Below are 17,816 nucleotides of genomic sequence, written 5' to 3'. Positions count from 1 at the left end.
AAAAAAATGCAACTATCCGTAATCATACTCAATTATAACGTTCGCTACTTTCTAGAACTTTGTGTTTTAAGTGTCCAAAAAGCACTTGAAAACATCGATGGAGAAATTATTGTTATTGATAATAATTCTTCTGACGACAGTTGTGCGATGATAAAACAACGTTTCCCGAATGTAAAACTCATCGAGAATACAGCTAATTTAGGTTTTCCAAAAGGCAATAATATGGGAGTTGCTCATGCCAAAGGCGAATATATTTGTATCTTAAACCCTGATACTGTTGTCGCTGAAGATACTTTTATAAAAGTTTTGGCTTTCGCCAAAAAGCAAGAAAACATAGGAATCGTAGGTTGTAAACTCATAGATGGAACAGGAAATTTCCTACCCGAAAGCAAACGTGGCGTTCCAACACCATTTGTAGCATTTACTAAAATTACAGGTTTGTATACCCTTTTTCCAAAAACATTTGGAAAATATTATGCGCAACATTTATCAGAAAATGAAACGGGCAAAGTTGATATTCTTGTGGGCGCTTTTATGTTCTTGAAACGGGATTTGTACAACGAAGTTGGTGGTTTTGACGAAAATTGTTTTATGTATTCTGACGATATTGATTTGTCTTATATGGTTTTAAAAAAAGGAAAATCAAACTATTATTTCCACGAAACTACAATCATACATTATAAAGGCGAAAGTACGATTAAGGACGGAACGTATATGAAGCGATTTCAGGAAGCCATGAATTTCTTTTACAAAAAGCATTTCAAAGTGTATTTTCTTTTCTGGGTTTTTATGAAAATTGGAATTCTGTTTTTTTCCACCGTCAAAATGTTTCAAGGAACTCCATCCCGAAGCTTCAGGACAAAGTCAAGCCCTGAATATTTTATTCTAGTTTCTGATTCCGACGCTTCGGGAGAGGTTTTGAGGGATAAATTAGAAAATCAATTTAAAAAATTAGTGAAACGACAATTAATTACGAAATCGTTTGCGAAAAATGCTAAAGCAGAAATCCTTTTTGATCAAAATAATCATGATTTTAAGACTATAATCAAGGCTTTCGAAACAAATAAAAATAAGAACTTTACTTTTAAAATAATACCTAAAGTATCTGATTATCTGATTGGTAGCAACAGCAGTAACGATAGAGGTGAGGTTGTAACTATTGAGGCATTTTGAATTCAAGTAAATTCGTGATTTATACTAAAAATTATTACTAATTTTGCAGTCATAAAATCAATACCACCTATTGGGTAAATACTATGGCAAGATTTGAATTAAAACTTCCAAAAATGGGAGAAAGCGTTGCAGAAGCTACTATTACGAATTGGTTGAAACAAGTTGGCGACAAAATCGAAGTTGACGAAGCGGTTCTTGAAATCGCAACTGATAAAGTAGATAGCGAAGTGCCAAGCGAAGTTTCGGGAATTCTAGTAGAGCAATTGTTTGGCAAAGACGATTTGGTTCAAGTAGGTCAAACCATTGCAATTATCGAAACCGAAAGCGAAAATGGAACTACTGCAATCAAGGAAACAGTTTCATCAGATGTTATTGCTGAAGTTCAAAAAGCGATAGAAATATCAAAAGAATCGGTTTCAGCACCAGCAAATTTTTCTGGTTCAGATAAATTCTTTTCTCCTTTAGTAAAAAATATTGCAACCGCAGAAGGTATTTCTCTTGTTGAATTAGAAAAAGTTTCGGGTTCAGGAAAAGACGGTCGCATAACGAAAGAAGATATTTTGAAATTTGTTGGAAGTAGACACGAGCTTGCAAAGCGAACTGGCGAAGCAAAGTTGGAACTAGGAAGTACTAATCCAGTTGTACAACCTAAGTCAGCTGTTCAACCACAACCCATAACTCATAACTCACAACCCATAACTACATCTTTAAACGGTGGCGACGAAATCATAGAAATGGACCGCATGCGCAAGCTCATTTCTGGTTATATGGTGGCTTCAGTACAAACATCGGCACACGTACAATCGTTTATCGAAGTTGATGTGACCAATATTGTAAAATGGAGAGACAAAGTCAAAATTGCTTTTGAAAAGCGTGAAGGCGAGAAATTGACGTACACACCAATATTAATGGAAGCAATTGCCAAAGCTTTGAAAGATTTTCCGATGATGAACATTTCTGTCGAAGGCGATTATATCATCAAAAAGAAAAATATCAATCTCGGAATGGCAGCAGCTTTACCAAACGGAAATTTGATTGTTCCTGTTATCAAAAATGCGGATCAATTGAATCTTGTAGGAATGGCAAAAGCAGTAAACGATTTAGGAAATAGAGCGAAATTAGGTAAACTAAAACCAGACGATACACAAGGCGGAACTTATACGGTGACAAATGTGGGGACTTTTGGTAGCGTTTTTGGAACTCCAATAATCAACCAACCACAAGTGGGAATATTGGCTCTTGGTGCCATCCGTAAAGTGCCAGCAGTAATAGAAACTCCCGAAGGTGATTTTATAGGCATTCGTCAGAAAATGTTTCTTTCGCACAGCTACGATCATCGTGTAGTAGATGGCGCACTGGGCGGAAGTTTTGTAAAACGAGTTGCTGATTATCTCGAAGCTTTTGACGTGGACAGAGATTTTTAAAAATAATTTACATGTAAAAACCGACAAATTTATACTTGTCGGTTTTTTTAATGAAAATAGTTTGATTTTTTTTTAATTATCGATGAACGGTAACTTCAAAAAGATATATTTGCCATAATAAAATTTATAAATGGAGCTCAAACTCAACAAACCAATCTGCTTTTTCGACCTCGAAACTACTGGAATAGATGTTGCCAAAGATAGAATTGTAGAAATATCAATTTTCAAAGTTTTTCCAAACGGAAATAAAGAAAGCAAAACTTGGTTGGTCAACCCAACTATTGCAATTCCTCCACAATCAACCGCCATTCACGGTATAAGCAACGAGAAAGTGGCTAACGAGCCAACATTCAATGAATTAGCTTCTCAGGTTTACAATATGATTAAGGATTCTGATTTAGCAGGATACAATTCTGATCGTTTTGATATTCCCTTACTTGCTGAAGAATTGCTTCGCTCAGGAGTAGATTTTGATATGAAAAACCGAGTTTCGGTAGATGTACAAACCATTTTTCACAAAAAAGAAGAGCGAACATTAAGTGCAGCCCTAAAATTTTATTGTAATAAAAACATCGAAAATGCCCATTCTGCCGAAGCAGATACCATGGCAACTTTCGAAATTATGAAAGCACAACTAGATCGATATCCCGATTTAGAAAACGATATAAAATCACTATCAGAATACACAACCAGAAAAAAAATTGCTGATTTTGCAGGAATGATAGCGTTTGATAAGGATGATGATGAGATTTTTACCTTCGGAAAACACAAAGGAGTTAAAGTGGATAAAGTTTTAGAAACAGAGCCAGGCTATTTTAGTTGGATACAAAATGCTGATTTTCCGTTATATACCAAAAAAGTTTTAACGGCCATTAAATTAAGAAAATTAAACACGAAGTAAGTTAGAAGTTGGAAGATAGAAGTTAAAAAAAATGATTCTAACTCCCATCTTCCAACTTCCGACTCCCAACTCTTAAATCATGAAAATAATCTGCATCGGTAGAAATTACGTCAATCATATAGAGGAGTTGCAAAATGAGCGACCTACAGAACCAGTGATTTTTATGAAACCAGATTCAGCAGTTTTATTGAAGCAACATCCTTTTGTAATTCCAGAATTCTCTCAAGATATTCATCATGAAATTGAACTAATTGTTCGAATAAACAAAGTAGGGAAATACATTGATACTAAGTTTGCTCACAAATATTATGATGAAATAAGTGTGGGAATAGACTTTACTGCTCGTGATTTGCAGGATCAATTAAAGTCCAAAGGATTACCTTGGGAAAAAGCGAAATCGTTTGATGGATCGGCAGTAATAGGTGAATTTTTACCAAAAACCCAATTTAGTTCATTAGAAAACCTTACTTTTGAGTTGACAATAAACAATAAAACAGTTCAAAAGAGCGATTCTAGTCATATGTTGTGGAAAATTGATGAACTCATTTCATACATTTCTCAGTATTTTACATTAAAAATTGGAGATATTATTTTTACGGGAACTCCAGAAGGAGTTTCTGCTGTAAAACCAGACGATGTTCTGGAAGGATTTTTAGAAGGAAACAAACTATTTAGAATACATATAAAATAATGGCAATACATTACAACCTTGCAAAAGTGTACGCACTATCAGATAACGACCCAGAATTTGTAAATCAAATTATTGGATTATTTGTTACGGAAATTCCTGAAGATTTACTTGAAATTAAAGAAGGAATAAAAAAGAAAGACCATAAACACGCTTATGCTTATGCTCATAAAATTAAGCCAAGTCTAGATTTAATGGGATTAGATGTAGCATTTCAGGAAATACTTCAAATAGAAGCTTGGACAAAAGCCGAAGGAAAAAAGAAAGAAATAGAAGAGATCTTCAAAAGTGTAAACAATCAGGTAAGTGACGCTGTCAAAGAGTTAAAAAAAGATTTTAATTTGTAAGAAGCTAATCTGCTACACGTTTAAATTTTTTCGAAAACATTTTTCATATAAAAGTAAATAATAAAGGAGCTTCCGTTGGTCGCTCTTTTTTATTTAAAAAGTAGTAATAACAAAACATCAAAAATGAAAGCAGCCATAATTACAATAGGTGACGAAATTTTAATAGGTCAAATTGTAGATTCTAATTCTGGTTATATCGCCAAAAGTTTAGATAAAATAGGAGTAGAAATCACCGAAATGATTTCGATTTCGGATAACAAACAGCATATTCTTGATACTTTTTCAAAACTTCAAAACACGGTTGATTTAGTCATCATAACGGGTGGACTTGGACCAACAAAAGACGATATCACCAAGAAGACATTTTGCGATTATTTTAACGATGAATTAGTTGTTGATGATCAAGTTCTCGAACATGTAACCCAGCTTATCGAAGGGTTTTACAAACGTGCCATTACACAAATTAATAAAGACCAAGCACTTGTCCCATCAAAATGCATCATACTTCACAATAAAGTAGGAACAGCGCCAGGTATGTGGATGAAGAAAGAAAACACAGTATTTATTTCGCTTCCAGGTGTTCCTTACGAAATGAAGTACCTTATCGAAAATGAAGTTATCCCAAAAGTGGTTCAGGAATACAAGCGACCTTACATTATTCACAAAACAATCCTTACCTATGGTTTAGGAGAAAGTTTGATAGCAGAACGAATTGAAGATTGGGAAAACAATTTGCCAGAATTTATAAAATTAGCCTATTTGCCAAGTCCAGGAAGAGTGAGATTACGTCTTTCGGCACGAGGAATAAACAAAGAAATATTAGTCAAAACCATTGCCGAAAATGTAATTTCCTTAACCAAAATAATTGGAGATATTATTGTTGGTTTTGACGATAGCGAAACCATAGAAGTGGTATTAGCGAGACTTTTATCACAACAAAATAAAACCATATCAACTGCCGAAAGTTGTACAGGTGGAAAAATTGCTCAATTGCTAACCTCTGTTTCAGGAGCTTCAAAATATTTTAAAGGAAGCGTAGTTTCGTATACTACTGATGTGAAAATAAATGTTCTTGGACTTGCTGCAGAACTCATAATGGAGCACAGTGTTGTGAGTGAAGCCGTGGCAAGACAAATGGCAGTAAACGTAAAAAGTTTAATGAAAACAGATTATGCCATAGCAACTACAGGAAATGCCGGTCCAACAAAAGAAGACGGAAATGCCAAAGTTGGAACCGTTTTTATAGCATTGGCAACGCCTAATGAAGTTATCGTTACCGAGTATGATTTTGGTCAACCCCGTGAAAAAGTGATAGATAGAACCGTAATTAAAAGCTTGGAATTATTGCAGAAAGAAATTTTAAAAAATGTGTAAAATTTTTGTTGCTTAATAGGTTTATTTTTCTTTTCTTTGCACCCTGATTTTGAATAACGATAAAAGATAAGACAATGTCAAGAGTTTGTGACCTTACAGGTAAAAGAGCGATGGTAGGAAATAACGTTTCTCACGCTATGAATAAAACTAAGAGAAAATTTTCTGTAAACTTAGTAAAAAAGCGTTTTTATCTTCCAGAAGAAGATAGATGGATTACGCTAAGAGTAGCTGCATCTACGATAAAAACAATTAATAAAAACGGAATCGCTGCAGTTTTGAAAAAAGCACAGTCAGAAGGATTTATTAAATAATCTTTTCTAAAATAAATAAATAGCAAGATGGCAAAGAAAGGGAATAGAATCCAAGTAATTTTAGAATGTACTGAACACAAAACAACAGGTGTTGCAGGAACTTCAAGATACATAACAACAAAGAACAAAAAGAATACTCCAGACCGATTAGAGATTAAAAAATTTAATCCAATCTTGAAGCGTGTAACCGTTCACAAAGAAATTAAATAATAATTAGAGATTTTAATAAAAATCTTAAATATACAAATTTGAATCATGGCAAAGAAAACCGTAGCATCGTTACAGACCTCTTCTAAAAGATTATCAAAAGCCATTAAAATGGTGAAATCTCCAAAAACAGGCGCATATACATTCGTAGAATCTATTATGGCTCCAGAAGCAGTTGATGAATTCTTGAAAAAGAAATAATTAACTTTCATATTATATAGAAAAGCTACTTTCACTCGGAAGTAGCTTTTTTATTTTCTATATTTGCTTCGCCTGTTCGTTATCGCTCGGGTGTTTGTTAAATTTTTAGAAGCTATTCCATCAGGGCTAATAGTGTTATAAAATTTAATTGTTTGTCATTCTAATACCTTTGACTAAGTTCAAAACTTTGTCAAAGGTGGTTTTAGTAACAAAACGATATGAAATCAAAAAAATCGTTAATCTGCAATCAACAATTCGATGAGTTTTTTTAAAAAAATATTTTCTTCCGAAAAAAAAGAGTCTTTAGATAAAAGTCTCGAAAAATCAAAAACTTCTTTCTTTTCAAAGTTAACCAAAGCCGTTGCTGGAAAATCAAAAGTTGATGATGAAGTTCTGGATAATCTGGAAGAAATTCTTGTTTCATCAGATGTTGGAGTTAACACGACATTAAAAATCATCAACCGAATCGAGAAACGCGTCTCCGAAGATAAATTTCTTGGCACCGATGAACTCAACCAAATTCTTAGAGAAGAAATTGCAGGTTTGCTCTCTGAGATTGATTCTGGCGAAGCTACTGAATTTGTAATTCCTGTACATGTAAAACCGTATGTTTTAATGGTGGTTGGCGTAAACGGTGTAGGCAAAACCACCACTATTGGCAAACTCGCTTACCAATTTAAAAAAGCAGGATACAAAGTCGTTCTTGGTGCAGCCGATACTTTTCGTGCAGCAGCAATTGACCAACTACAAATTTGGGCTGATCGAGTAGGTGTTCCATTAGTAAAACAAAATATGGGAAGCGATCCTGCATCGGTAGCTTTTGATACTTTGCAATCTGCTGTAGCTCAAGACGCTGATATTGTAATTATTGATACCGCTGGTCGTTTGCATAATAAAGTGAATTTGATGAACGAATTGACCAAAGTAAAACGCGTAATGCAAAAAGTGATTGCGGATGCACCACACGATGTCATGTTGGTTATTGATGGTTCAACAGGCCAAAATGCTTTTGAGCAAGCCAAACAATTTACCGCTGCCACCGAAGTTTCCTCACTAGCGGTTACAAAACTTGATGGCACTGCCAAAGGTGGTGTTGTAATAGGAATTTCGGATCAATTTAATATTCCTGTAAAATACATTGGCGTTGGCGAAGGAATTGAAGATTTACAGGTTTTTAATAAATACGAATTCGTAGATAGTTTTTTTAAATAATTAAAATAAACGATGATTGATTTTTTCAAAAATAGCAATCCAATATATTTTTATTTTGCTAGTATTTTTTCCTTTGTAGTAGCAAATCTTATCAGAGAAAAGAGCATAAGTTTCTATTATTTCTTATTAATAATTGGCTTGGTGTTCTTTGTTTTAGGTTTTATAAAACGAATGAAAAATAAATAGTTTTACTGGTACAAAGCACTAATTTTTGTCCAAAGTATTTCGTCAAAATCGGATAGCGCCAGGTTTACATTATCAGCTGCGTCTCCCATTCGTATCACTACCAATTTTTTGCTTGGAACAACATAAATTTTTTGGTCATTTTTACCCAAAGCCATAAACATATCGTTTGGTCCATTAGAAATTAAACTTCCATTAAATTGTAATTGTGACTGTGGCAAATGATAACTTGATTTTCCGTTCAACCACCACAAATAACCGTAACCTAGATTAATATTTTGTGAGGAATTTGTAGCTGTATTAAAAAATGTTTCATTTAAAATTGTATTGGTTTCCCATTTTCCTTTGTTGAGTAGTAATAATCCAAAACGCGCCATGCTTCGTGTTGTACTGCCATAAACAGAATTATTTCCAGACTGAAACCAAGCGCCATCCATGCCAATTTTATCTTTTAGTTTTGTGTTGAAATAAGCACTCCAATTTTGTCCACTTGCTTGAGCAATAACATCTTGCAGTTTTACATAAACGTTGTGATAAGCCCATCGTGTTCCAGCATCGGCTTTGTAAGTTAAACTTGCTGGGTCAACGGCATCTCCATTGGTAATATCTTCGATTCCAGAAGTCATTGAAAGTAAATGCTTGTTAGTGATTAGATTTTCTTTGGCCAACGGCATATTTGTCCAGCCCGTTCCTAAATAATCCGATACTTTGTTGTTGATGCCAATCAGACCTTCTTGCGCTGCAATTCCAGTCATGGTTGCTGTTAGTGTTTTTCCTGCACTTGCCCAATACCAGTTTGTAGTTGCTGTATGCCCATTAAAATAATTTTCTAAAACAATCTTACCGTCAACCAGAATTATAAATCCTTTTGAATTTTTGAGTGCTAAATAATCCAAAAGCGGTTGTACTGCTGCTTGTTTCCATCCCAAAGTGGCGATGGTTTTTGTCTCCCAAGTTGTTCCTGATAATGGTGGAAAATAGGTCGTTTCTGGTGGAATTGGAGTTGGCTCTACCGATTCAGAGCCGCAACTGATACAGAAAAAAGCTATACACAGACTAAAAATTATTTTTGACATAACAGATTGATTTATTGGGGTAGGACCAAAATTATATAAAAAAGTTTAATGTGTTACCCTATTTTGTTTTTCTTTAAATTTAATAAAGTTAACTTTGTTGTTGAAAGAAAATAGCTGTTATCTCTAAAGTTCTAGCCCTGATGGTAGCGGCATCCTTTTATTTTTTTTCTTTAAAAAAATAAAAGATACAGCGTACAGCAGGAACTAGCTCCTAAAAAAAATAATTTTATGAAGAATATCGTTTGGTTTTTATTGGTTTCATTTTTTTTTATCTCTTGCGAGCAAAAGATAAAACCTTCGGATATTTCCAAAATAAATGGTTATTGGGAAATCGAAAAAGTAGTTTTTGATAAAGGTAAAGACAAAGAGTATGGCATGAACGAGAGTTATGATTATTTTGAAATAGCTAATAATAAAGGGTTTCGGAAAAAAGTTATGCCACAATTAGACGGCACTTTTGTAGTAAATAACGCATACGAAAATGTTTCAATACGAGTAAAAGAGGATCAGCTGTTTTTAGATTATGCCACTCCTTTTATGAAATGGAGTGAAGAATTAGTGGCGATTTCGGATGACAAATTAGTACTCATCAACGCTGAAAAAACAGAGTATCATTACAAAAAAGCTACAGCAATAAATTTACTAGACGATGGCAAAAAGGTTAAATAATCAAAGTTCTGTTGGCGATGTGTTGAAGCAAATTATCCAAGTCAACAAATTGCAACCTGGTATGGATCAAATTGATGTTAAGGAAGCATGGAAAAATTTGATGGGAAACGGCGTGAATCATTATACTAAAAACGTGGTCTTAAAAGGAAGCACTTTGTATGTAGAACTTTCTTCGGCGGTATTGCGGGAGGAATTAAGCCACGGAAAATCTAAAATCGTAACGATGATTAACGAAGAATTACAGCGCGATGTTGTGAAGGATGTTGTTCTTAGATAGTTTGCAGTATTCAGTCCCGAAGCTTCGGGATTAGTGTTCAGTTATCAGTGTAAAAAAAAAATTCCGTTTCTCCCGAAGTGTCGGGATGAAACGAAATTTTCTATTTTGTATAATTTTTAAATCTTAATTCAAAAATCGTTACTCTTCAATCATAAATCTAGAACTGCTCTCTTCCAGCAAAGTGAAAAGCACCTTCTATTGCTGCATTTTCATTGCTATCAGAACCGTGAACTGCATTTTCTCCAATAGAAGTTGCATACGCTTTACGAATAGTTCCTTCGGCAGCTTCGGCTGGATTTGTAGCACCAATTAAGGTTCTGAAATCTTCAACTGCATTTTCTTTTTCTAAAATTGCGGCAACAATAGGACCACGTGTCATGAATTCTACTAGTTCGCCATAGAAAGGTCTTGCGGCGTGAACTGCATAAAATGCTTGCGCATCAGCCACTGTTAATTGTGTTAATTTCAAAGAAACAATTTTGAAACCACCGTTTGTAATCATTGCTAAAATATTTCCAATGTGTCCGTTTTCGACACCATCAGGTTTAATCATTGTAAAAGTTCTATTCGAAGCCATTATTTTGTGTTTTTTAAATTTTGTGCAAAAATAAACTTTTTTGTGTATTGATTTTAATAATTATGCAATTAAATCAGAAAATAATGGCGATTTTATACTACGACAACTTCAAATATGGTGTTCAATGGTTGGAGTTGGTCTATTGTTTTTTGAATAAAATTTTCGCCATATTCTACATAAAATTCCGAAAAATTAGTTTGTCGTTCCTGCAAACTTTCATTGGGAAATAATTCGTTTTGTAGATCAGTTGTGCGTTGTAGTATTTCAGCAAATTTCTTTTTTTGCGCTTTTAGCAAACGCTTTTCTAGATTTTCTAAACCTTTTGTTTGTTTTATTTTTTGCGCTTTTACAGCTCCAGCAAAGGATTTGTCCGTATGATTTGCAGTTTCAAAAAGGAGTTCGAATTGGAGTTGCAATTGCTCTTTTAAAGCGGTTAAATCTATGGGAAATTCTGATAATTGTTTGGTTTTATTGGTAACTAAATTGGATTGTTTCGAAAACAAATCTGCCCAACTTAACTCTAGTTTTGCTGCTTTGTGAACTTGTTTCTGGGTTGCTAAAAGTACAGAATTCCGAACTAAAAGTATAGGAAAAGTAACTTTGGCGGAAGCGAAAAATGATTTTAATTCGAGCCAATACGCAATTTCTCCACCGCCACCAATGTAGCATAAATTAGGCAAAATAACTTCTTGATACAACGGACGTAGAATCACATTGGGGCTGAATTTCTCGGGATAATTTTCTAGTATTTCTAAAATTTCGGATTCTTGAAATTCTATTTTGGTGTTATTTATTTTGTATTTTCCGTCCCTATTGTTATCAGGATCAAATAGAATGCGTTCGCGCAAATTAGCTTCAATGTAGAACAAATTAATTTCACGAGGATTAACTTGAACGGTGTAGTTTTTTAATTTTTGGGCGGTTTCAAGTACGTTTTTATACGAAGTTTGGTGCAATAATTCTTCTTTTACATAAGGAATAAAACTACGTTTTAAGGCTGCATTATCCGCGTCAAGAATGACCAAACCCTGTTCGCCAAAAAGCACATTGGCTAAATATCGGGTGGCATCGGCTAAATTATTGTGGTTAAGGTACGATTCCTCAAACATTTTTTTAATACGCTCTGCATTGGAACTAGACCCAATTTCTTGAGTGAAAATTTCAAACAAATCCCCTAATCCTTCTGTTGATAATCGCCCAACTGGTCCAGCACTTTCGATATTCCAGCGGAATTTTTTTCCTTTAAAATTGAAATAATTAATTTCCTCAAAATCATGATCTTCGGTAGCCATCCAATAAATGGGTACAAAATTATAAGTTGGATATTTCGCTTTTAACTCTCGGGTTAAATTAATGGTCGAAATAATTTTATACAAAAAATACAATGGTCCACTGAATAAATTGAGCTGATGTCCTGTGGTTATTGTAAAAGTGTTGGAATTGTTTAAAAGTTGAATGTTGTTTAAAGTTACAACCGAAGTTGCAACTTTTGTATATTGTTTTTCTAAAACCGAAACTAAAATGCCTCTTTTTGTATTGTCATTGCCATTGAAATTAATTTTTTTTTCAATGATTTGCGCTTCAAAATTTTCAAGGGTAGGAAACCGGTTGTATAACGATTTTAATTCTGGTTTTTGGTCTAAATAATCATTCATCAAAGGGGAGAAATACCCAGAGTTTTGATACGTGATACGGTCAGTTGGCATAGTGAAATTTATTTTTGTAAAAATACTTAAAATTCAAAGGTGTTTTACATTTTGAATTTCCTAAATAATAGTTAAATCTTAACCTGTTGGGCGTAGTTTTTTTATTTAGTCTCGACTTATCAAAATTAATATATTATGATTGGTTTTTTGTGATTAATTCAAATAGTTTTTTAGTAATAAAATAAAATTACTACATTTCGTCCATAAAAAATATTTATGCAACCGTTACAACTCATTTCCATTGGTGGAATAATGACAGGAGGAACTACGAGACCTGTCAATATAATTGCATTAGATGAAAATGGTAATCCGAATAAATATATAATGAAGGTTTTTACCGAAAAAAATATATTGCAAAATGTTTCGGTAGCTAAAGAGATTATTTGTTTAGAGTTGGCGAGAGAGTTTGATTTAATTTGTCCAAATTATAGTATAATAAACTTCGACCATTCAGAAATTATAGATTTATATGATGAGCATAAATATATAACTTTAGATAAAGGTTATAAATTTTGTAGTAAATTTGTTGAACAAAATGCAATCTTTAATCCATTAGTAACTAATTCTTTTTTAAAAGATTATGAGGCTGCAAATATTTTTGCTTTTGATTTGTTTGTTTATAATGTTGATAGAGGAGGAGAACATAATAAGCCAAATTTATTAATTAATGATGCGAGTCTTATTTTAATTGACCATGAGTTAACTTTTCCTTTTATAAACGAAACAAATCAGATTGTTGATTATGAGATTTTTTTAGGAAATTATCAATTTCAAAAACATATATTGATAAAACATTTGAGGTCTTTAAGAAACAAAGAAGGAATTTTTGATGGATTTTTAGAAATGTTAAAACATTTGAATATTAATAATTTAAGTGTTATTTTTGATGAAATGGATAAATTTAATATTCCATATGTTGAAAGACAAAAATTTATGCATTACTTTGCATGGGCTAAAAATAATGTTATTATTTTTGAACGATATTTAAAAGGAATGATAGGATGAAAACTAATTTTTATACATACTGTATTTTAAAGTATAAGCACTCACCTTATTTAGATGAGAGTATAAATATTGGCGTGCTTATTTATTTTGATGACACTCAAAGATTTTTGTTTAAATATTCAAAGACTTTGAATAGGGTAAAAAGTATTTATAATAATGTGCCTGAAAAAACAATTAAAGAATATATTAGACAAATTGATAGACATTTAAAAATTTATCAAAACACGTTTGATACTATTTTTCCTTTAAATGATTTAAATTTAAAAACATTTTTATCTCGTTATATTTTACCTAATGATAGTTCTGTTTTACAATTTTCACATTTTAAAACTGAATCTCTAAGAGATTTTAGTGAAGAATTTATTGAAAAAATTGTTTTGGATAAAGTGTTTATTGATGATTTAAAGGCACAAATTAGCCATCAGCAAGAGCCTAAAATTATATCAAAACTTTTATCTACTTTAAAAGATTCTGGACTAAATCAATTTCGTCATAAAACTAGTAGATTTCAAGAAGATTATGTTTTAACAAATGAAACTGGAAATGAGTTTAAATTTGATATTGCATGGCAAAATGGTACACTTAATTTAGTTAAACCTATTGGTTTTGATTTAAAAGAAGGAATAGGTATTGCAAATAAAGCGCATAAAAATTTTGGTCAATTTTATGATCTTCAAAGTGAAGCTGAAAAAAATAATTTATGTTATGATTTAATTTTAGGAAAGCCTACTAATCGAAATCTTTTCAAAGATTATGATCATGCCGTAAAGCTTTTGCAAAACATAAAAAATTCAAGATTAATAGATGCAGATGACCTTAAGGAATATTCTAAAAAAGTGATTACTGCAATTTCAGAATAGCTAGTTTTTCTGCGTTTCTCCTAAACTTACCCCCAAAGGGTTATACTAAATAAAATTTTTGCATACGTTCTAAATTTTGTACAGAAAATCCTTTTCCCAATTTTGTATGTAAATCTTCAGCAACTTGTTGTAAAATTTGTTGCCCATAACTGGCTCGTTTTTCACCTTCCTGAATTTCTTCTACACACTATTTTTTCCAATTTCAAAATAGGTAACAACCATCGCAAAATTGGCATAACCAGCAACTCTAATTCTGGCATTAGTAATTAAATCAATTATTTTTTTGCTTAAATCAATCATTGTTTTTCTTTTTTATAAAAATATTGACTAAACTTAAATCTCAATCCCATCAATCTCCTCCATAATCCTACTGGTTTCGCTCAAAGCGACGATGATTTTTTGATAGTGCAAAATATCTTCATAACTCAATTCTCTGCCTTTGCGGTCTTTGAGCCATTTTTGTGCGGGTTGATAACCACCTATGTAAAAGTTCCAAGCCACTTCGGGTACGTTCGCAAAATATTGAGTTTCGTTGATCCACACTGTCATTGCGAGGCACGAAGCAATCTCATCATTAGTAGCGATTGCTTCGTCATTCTTCCTCGCAATGACTTTGCCCACCACATTATCGCCATCTTCGGGATATTGCGTAATGTAATTTTCTACAATTGGGCTTTCCAGCAAATGAATTTGGCGCAATTGACTTCCTAAATCTACTAATTTCCAAAATTCATTAATTTCTTCTTTTGTACAGACGCGATGAATCGCGTCTCTACCTGGATACGGAACTCTGGGGAAATCTATTTTTAAAAATTCCTTATATTTCTCTCTGTAACTTGGCGAATGCAACACCGCGTAGATGTAATCCAGCAAATCGATTGGAGCAAAGGTGTTGTGGCTTTCTTTGTTGGTATCATCTAACCCAGTCAGGGTTTTAAACCCTGACTGGGTTGTTTTTTCCGAAACAAACGGAATTCCTAGTTTTTCCGAAAATTGTTTGACAATTTCTAGGTTGAGATTGGGCGTTCTAATTGGATTTTCGTTTTCTAATCCTGTCAGGGATTGTTGGGCGGTGGTTTCGGGGTAGAGATAAAGAGGGAAAGCCATATTACCTCCTCTGTAAAAGAGATTTGTGTCTAATATGAGATTTGAAATGGAAACTAAGTTCCATAATTCACTTCCAACTGCCTGTCCTTGTCTTCCGAGAATTAAACAATGGTTGTTTGTCTTTTGATGAATATTTCTAAGTGTTTTATAAAAAGGCCTTCCAAGTAAATCTTTATCATAATATATCTTGCGAAAATCAAAAGGTCGATATAATAGGTCGCAAATATAATTTTTTTCAAATTTGCTATTTTCAATTTTTCTCAATAAAGGATATGAGGAGGAATCTTCAATTTTAAATTCACTTTTAAATTCATTTGTAATATTTTTTGATAAAAGATGATTAATTTTTTTTGACAAATTATCATAATAGAAATCTATAAATAAATTATCTCTTTTTGTTTGAACACCATTACTACCCAATTGAAATAATTCTTGAACACCAAATAATGACTCTTTGTATTTTAATGATTCTATATTATTTTGTTCAATAAATAGATATTCATTTTTTGTTGGATTTATTTTATTCCATAAGATGTTTTTTAGATTGTTTTCATTTAAAAAATTATATTTTTCATCTCTTTTACCAAATGAATTAAAATTATATACTTCGGCTAAATCTTCGTTTTTATTTTTTCCAGTTTTTACAAAAATATTTATAGAAACGCCCTGCATTATATCAAATACATTTTGGTCGGGTGAACCATCAGGACAAACTTCTTTTTTCTTGGCGTTGCCGTGCAAATCAAGAATATAAATCTTATCAAAACTTTCTAATAAATGTTTTCGCATTTGACGGTGAATGATTCCATCAATAAAACTATTGTTAGAAATGTAGGCAAGAATTCCGCTGCCATTTTTATCAATAAAATGTTGTCCAAAACGAATGAATTTTATGTAATCGTCAGAAAGTGGCTGTATATTTCTTTCGTTTAATTCTTTTTTATAATCCGCTGTCAAACTTTCTATCCATTTACTTTTATTGGCACTGCTAACACTATACGGAGGATTTCCCATTACGACCATAACTGGTGCATCGCGCTTGATGGCGTTGGCTTGGTCTGCTTCGTCCGAGAGCCACGAACTAAAAAGCGTTTGTGTATCAGGATGTGCTTCTTCGAGTGAGTTGGTCAAGAATATTCTAAAGCGTTGGTCGTCTGTGGGTTTGTAGCCAGTTTCGGTCAGTAGCATGTCCATTTTGAGATGTGCCATGGCATAACTCGCCATCAATAATTCAAAACCGTTTAATCTTGGAATTAAATCGTTGGTTACATATTTGCTCCAAATGCCTTGTTGTCCTTCAAATTTTTTATGAATGTGTTTGACCACTTCGGCCAAGAACGTTCCTGTTCCTGTGGCTGGATCGAGTATTTGTACTTTGTGTACTTCAATTTCGGTTTCTACTTCTTTAATTTTCGAGTTGGTTCCTGTTCCCGTTTGGGTTACGGCTTTTTTCTTGATTTTAATTTTACTGGTATCGGCCAAACCTTGTGGCAAATCGAATTCGGTTTTCAAGATATCATCTACCGCACGAACTATAAAGTTGACCACAGGTTGTGGTGTGTACCAAACGCCACGCGCTTTTCGCAAGGCTGGGTTGTATTCGCCCAAGAATGTTTCGTAAAAATGCACTACTGGATCTTCTTGTTTGGTGCTTTTGCCAAAATTTTTTAGAATTACTGCAACATCACTTGCCAAGAAAATAGAAACCAATTCGTCTACAATCCAAACCAAACGATGGTCTAAATCATAGCCTGCAATATCTTGAAACAATTTTCGTAAAAAAGGATTGCTTTTTGGGATAAGCGTGGCTGCTTCTTCCCGCGAAAATGTGGGCAAAGTTGGGTCGTGATACCGCGCAGCAAACATTCCGTAAGCAATAGTTTGTGCATAAATATCGGCGAAAGCCTTGTTGTCTATATCGTGAATGAGCATTTGCTGAAACGACAGCATTTGCGATTTTATTTGGGAACGTTTGCCTTCTTGGTCGTCATTATTCAAAGATTTTTCGATAACATCTGCCATCAATTTTGCTTTTCCTGCCATCATTTGCGCCAGTTTTGTAGGCGATTTAATGGTTTGCGAAACGGTTTGGGCAAAGTTTACTATAAGATTTGTAAACGTCTCAAAGTTCTCGGGTTGCGGAATAATCAATCCGTTTTCGACTGAAGCGATGGCAATTTTAGTTACAAATTCACCCTCTTTATAAAAATGGAAATCCATATAATCGGTAAAAATCAAATTCGACAATCCAGATTTGTAGCGGTCAAATTGTTCTTTGAGTTTTTTATCTTTTAAATCGACACCAATATCTTTGGCTTCGATGTAGCCAATAGGAACATCTTTGCGTGTCAAAACATAATCGGGTGCGCCACAATCCACTCTGGCAGGTTCATTGGTTACCAAAACATCGGGCAAAATTGCCATTATCAGATTTTGTAAATCGCCACGATAGGAGTGTTCTCGTGCGTTCCCTGTTTTGTGTAAGGTATCTATTTTAGAAAGATACTGTTGAATCGTC

Annotated in this window: 19 protein-coding genes; 14 read left to right on the top strand and 5 right to left on the bottom strand. The window is 33.3% G+C overall.

Annotated elements, in window-relative coordinates; genetic code table 11:
- The first annotated feature begins 6 nt into the window (after positions 1 to 6).
- From RMO53_RS12925 to ftsY, 10 genes are all read left to right on the top strand, one after another.
- Positions 7 to 1,173, top strand: a complete 1,167-nt coding sequence (locus tag RMO53_RS12925; protein WP_310381496.1) for a glycosyltransferase family 2 protein — start codon at positions 7 to 9, stop codon at positions 1,171 to 1,173.
- 83 nt (positions 1,174 to 1,256) lie between these two features.
- Positions 1,257 to 2,597 carry a dihydrolipoamide acetyltransferase family protein gene (locus RMO53_RS12920; protein ID WP_310381494.1) on the top strand — a complete coding sequence of 447 codons (1,341 nt, stop codon included), beginning with the start codon at positions 1,257 to 1,259 and terminating at the stop codon, positions 2,595 to 2,597.
- 130 nt (positions 2,598 to 2,727) lie between these two features.
- Complete coding sequence (locus tag RMO53_RS12915) at positions 2,728 to 3,498, top strand: 3'-5' exonuclease (RefSeq protein ID WP_310381491.1); 771 nt, start codon at positions 2,728 to 2,730, stop codon at positions 3,496 to 3,498.
- A gap of 79 nt (positions 3,499 to 3,577) precedes the next feature.
- Complete coding sequence (locus RMO53_RS12910; RefSeq protein WP_310381489.1) at positions 3,578 to 4,189, top strand: fumarylacetoacetate hydrolase family protein; 612 nt, start codon at positions 3,578 to 3,580, stop codon at positions 4,187 to 4,189.
- Complete coding sequence (locus tag RMO53_RS12905; RefSeq protein WP_310381487.1) at positions 4,189 to 4,533, top strand: Hpt domain-containing protein; 345 nt, start codon at positions 4,189 to 4,191, stop codon at positions 4,531 to 4,533. Before RMO53_RS12910 ends, RMO53_RS12905 begins: the two co-directional genes overlap by 1 nt.
- 123 nt (positions 4,534 to 4,656) lie before the next feature.
- Positions 4,657 to 5,907, top strand: coding sequence for a CinA family nicotinamide mononucleotide deamidase-related protein (locus tag RMO53_RS12900; RefSeq protein WP_310381485.1), 1,251 nt, complete (start codon positions 4,657 to 4,659; stop codon positions 5,905 to 5,907).
- A 74-nt stretch (positions 5,908 to 5,981) separates the two neighbouring features.
- A complete protein-coding gene (rpmB, locus tag RMO53_RS12895; protein ID WP_024980263.1) occupies positions 5,982 to 6,218 on the top strand; it encodes a 50S ribosomal protein L28 in 237 nt (78 codons plus the stop codon).
- Between the two features lie 27 nt (positions 6,219 to 6,245).
- On the top strand, positions 6,246 to 6,428 hold the full coding sequence (gene rpmG / locus RMO53_RS12890) for a 50S ribosomal protein L33 (RefSeq protein ID WP_007805817.1): 183 nt from the start codon (positions 6,246 to 6,248) through the stop codon (positions 6,426 to 6,428).
- Between the two features lie 45 nt (positions 6,429 to 6,473).
- Positions 6,474 to 6,626: a DUF4295 domain-containing protein gene (locus RMO53_RS12885; RefSeq protein ID WP_073370281.1), complete on the top strand. Its 153-nt coding sequence runs from the start codon at positions 6,474 to 6,476 to the stop codon at positions 6,624 to 6,626.
- Positions 6,627 to 6,884: 258 nt separating this feature from the next.
- On the top strand, positions 6,885 to 7,838 hold the full coding sequence (gene ftsY, locus RMO53_RS12880) for a signal recognition particle-docking protein FtsY (RefSeq protein ID WP_310381483.1): 954 nt from the start codon (positions 6,885 to 6,887) through the stop codon (positions 7,836 to 7,838).
- A gap of 188 nt (positions 7,839 to 8,026) precedes the next feature.
- On the opposite strand, the gene RMO53_RS12875 is transcribed toward ftsY, so the two are convergent.
- Positions 8,027 to 9,097, bottom strand: a complete 1,071-nt coding sequence (locus RMO53_RS12875; RefSeq protein ID WP_310381482.1) for a serine hydrolase — start codon at positions 9,095 to 9,097, stop codon at positions 8,027 to 8,029.
- Positions 9,098 to 9,325: 228 nt separating this feature from the next.
- On the opposite strand from RMO53_RS12875, the gene RMO53_RS12870 reads away from it, so the two are divergent.
- A complete protein-coding gene (locus RMO53_RS12870; RefSeq protein ID WP_310381480.1) occupies positions 9,326 to 9,766 on the top strand; it encodes a lipocalin family protein in 441 nt (146 codons plus the stop codon).
- Positions 9,747 to 10,043, top strand: coding sequence for a DUF721 domain-containing protein (locus RMO53_RS12865; RefSeq protein ID WP_310381478.1), 297 nt, complete (start codon positions 9,747 to 9,749; stop codon positions 10,041 to 10,043). Before RMO53_RS12870 ends, RMO53_RS12865 begins: the two co-directional genes overlap by 20 nt.
- Positions 10,044 to 10,200: 157 nt before the next feature.
- Here RMO53_RS12865 and RMO53_RS12860 read toward each other — a convergent pair whose 3' ends face one another.
- Both RMO53_RS12860 and bshC read right to left on the bottom strand, forming a co-directional pair.
- Positions 10,201 to 10,620 (bottom strand): nucleoside-diphosphate kinase, encoded by a 420-nt coding sequence (locus RMO53_RS12860; RefSeq protein WP_310381476.1) that lies wholly within the window; start codon positions 10,618 to 10,620, stop codon positions 10,201 to 10,203.
- A gap of 92 nt (positions 10,621 to 10,712) precedes the next feature.
- Positions 10,713 to 12,326 (bottom strand): bacillithiol biosynthesis cysteine-adding enzyme BshC, encoded by a 1,614-nt coding sequence (gene bshC, locus RMO53_RS12855; protein WP_310381474.1) that lies wholly within the window; start codon positions 12,324 to 12,326, stop codon positions 10,713 to 10,715.
- Between the two features lie 216 nt (positions 12,327 to 12,542).
- Between bshC and RMO53_RS12850 the strand changes: the two genes are divergently transcribed.
- Both RMO53_RS12850 and RMO53_RS12845 read left to right on the top strand, forming a co-directional pair.
- Positions 12,543 to 13,331 carry a HipA family kinase gene (locus RMO53_RS12850; RefSeq protein ID WP_310381472.1) on the top strand — a complete coding sequence of 263 codons (789 nt, stop codon included), beginning with the start codon at positions 12,543 to 12,545 and terminating at the stop codon, positions 13,329 to 13,331.
- Entirely contained in the window at positions 13,328 to 14,191 is an 864-nt protein-coding gene (locus RMO53_RS12845; RefSeq protein ID WP_310381470.1) for a DUF3037 domain-containing protein, read from the top strand. The genes RMO53_RS12850 and RMO53_RS12845 overlap by 4 nt, the downstream gene beginning before the upstream one ends.
- A gap of 40 nt (positions 14,192 to 14,231) precedes the next feature.
- Here RMO53_RS12845 and RMO53_RS14470 read toward each other — a convergent pair whose 3' ends face one another.
- Both RMO53_RS14470 and RMO53_RS12840 read right to left on the bottom strand, forming a co-directional pair.
- The gene (locus RMO53_RS14470; RefSeq protein ID WP_409024834.1) at positions 14,232 to 14,366 is read right to left on the bottom strand and encodes a DUF1016 N-terminal domain-containing protein; all 135 of its coding nucleotides are present in this window, start codon (positions 14,364 to 14,366) and stop codon (positions 14,232 to 14,234) included.
- A 158-nt stretch (positions 14,367 to 14,524) separates the two neighbouring features.
- Positions 14,525 to 17,816 (bottom strand): type ISP restriction/modification enzyme (locus RMO53_RS12840; RefSeq protein WP_310381468.1); only part of this gene is annotated, 3,292 nt, incomplete at its 5' end.

This window comes from Flavobacterium sp. (assembly GCF_031409475.1).
In the GTDB taxonomy this organism is placed as follows: Bacteria; Bacteroidota; Bacteroidia; order Flavobacteriales; family Flavobacteriaceae; genus Flavobacterium.
The sequence above is the reverse complement of the archived record's forward strand: the minus strand, read 5'-3'. Positions and strand labels throughout refer to the sequence as shown.

Coding starts and splice junctions, on each gene's coding strand:
- ftsY (WP_310381483.1), top strand. CDS start 6,885: ATGAGTTTTTTTAAAAAAATATTTTCTTCCGAAAAAAAAGAGTCTTTA.
- RMO53_RS12860 (WP_310381476.1), bottom strand. CDS start 10,620: ATGGCTTCGAATAGAACTTTTACAATGATTAAACCTGATGGTGTCGAA.
- rpmG (WP_007805817.1), top strand. CDS start 6,246: ATGGCAAAGAAAGGGAATAGAATCCAAGTAATTTTAGAATGTACTGAA.
- RMO53_RS12875 (WP_310381482.1), bottom strand. CDS start 9,097: ATGTCAAAAATAATTTTTAGTCTGTGTATAGCTTTTTTCTGTATCAGT.
- RMO53_RS12845 (WP_310381470.1), top strand. CDS start 13,328: ATGAAAACTAATTTTTATACATACTGTATTTTAAAGTATAAGCACTCA.
- bshC (WP_310381474.1), bottom strand. CDS start 12,326: ATGCCAACTGACCGTATCACGTATCAAAACTCTGGGTATTTCTCCCCT.
- RMO53_RS12920 (WP_310381494.1), top strand. CDS start 1,257: ATGGCAAGATTTGAATTAAAACTTCCAAAAATGGGAGAAAGCGTTGCA.
- RMO53_RS12850 (WP_310381472.1), top strand. CDS start 12,543: ATGCAACCGTTACAACTCATTTCCATTGGTGGAATAATGACAGGAGGA.
- RMO53_RS12865 (WP_310381478.1), top strand. CDS start 9,747: ATGGCAAAAAGGTTAAATAATCAAAGTTCTGTTGGCGATGTGTTGAAG.
- RMO53_RS12925 (WP_310381496.1), top strand. CDS start 7: ATGCAACTATCCGTAATCATACTCAATTATAACGTTCGCTACTTTCTA.
- rpmB (WP_024980263.1), top strand. CDS start 5,982: ATGTCAAGAGTTTGTGACCTTACAGGTAAAAGAGCGATGGTAGGAAAT.
- RMO53_RS12915 (WP_310381491.1), top strand. CDS start 2,728: ATGGAGCTCAAACTCAACAAACCAATCTGCTTTTTCGACCTCGAAACT.
- RMO53_RS12885 (WP_073370281.1), top strand. CDS start 6,474: ATGGCAAAGAAAACCGTAGCATCGTTACAGACCTCTTCTAAAAGATTA.
- RMO53_RS12910 (WP_310381489.1), top strand. CDS start 3,578: ATGAAAATAATCTGCATCGGTAGAAATTACGTCAATCATATAGAGGAG.
- RMO53_RS12870 (WP_310381480.1), top strand. CDS start 9,326: ATGAAGAATATCGTTTGGTTTTTATTGGTTTCATTTTTTTTTATCTCT.
- RMO53_RS12905 (WP_310381487.1), top strand. CDS start 4,189: ATGGCAATACATTACAACCTTGCAAAAGTGTACGCACTATCAGATAAC.
- RMO53_RS12900 (WP_310381485.1), top strand. CDS start 4,657: ATGAAAGCAGCCATAATTACAATAGGTGACGAAATTTTAATAGGTCAA.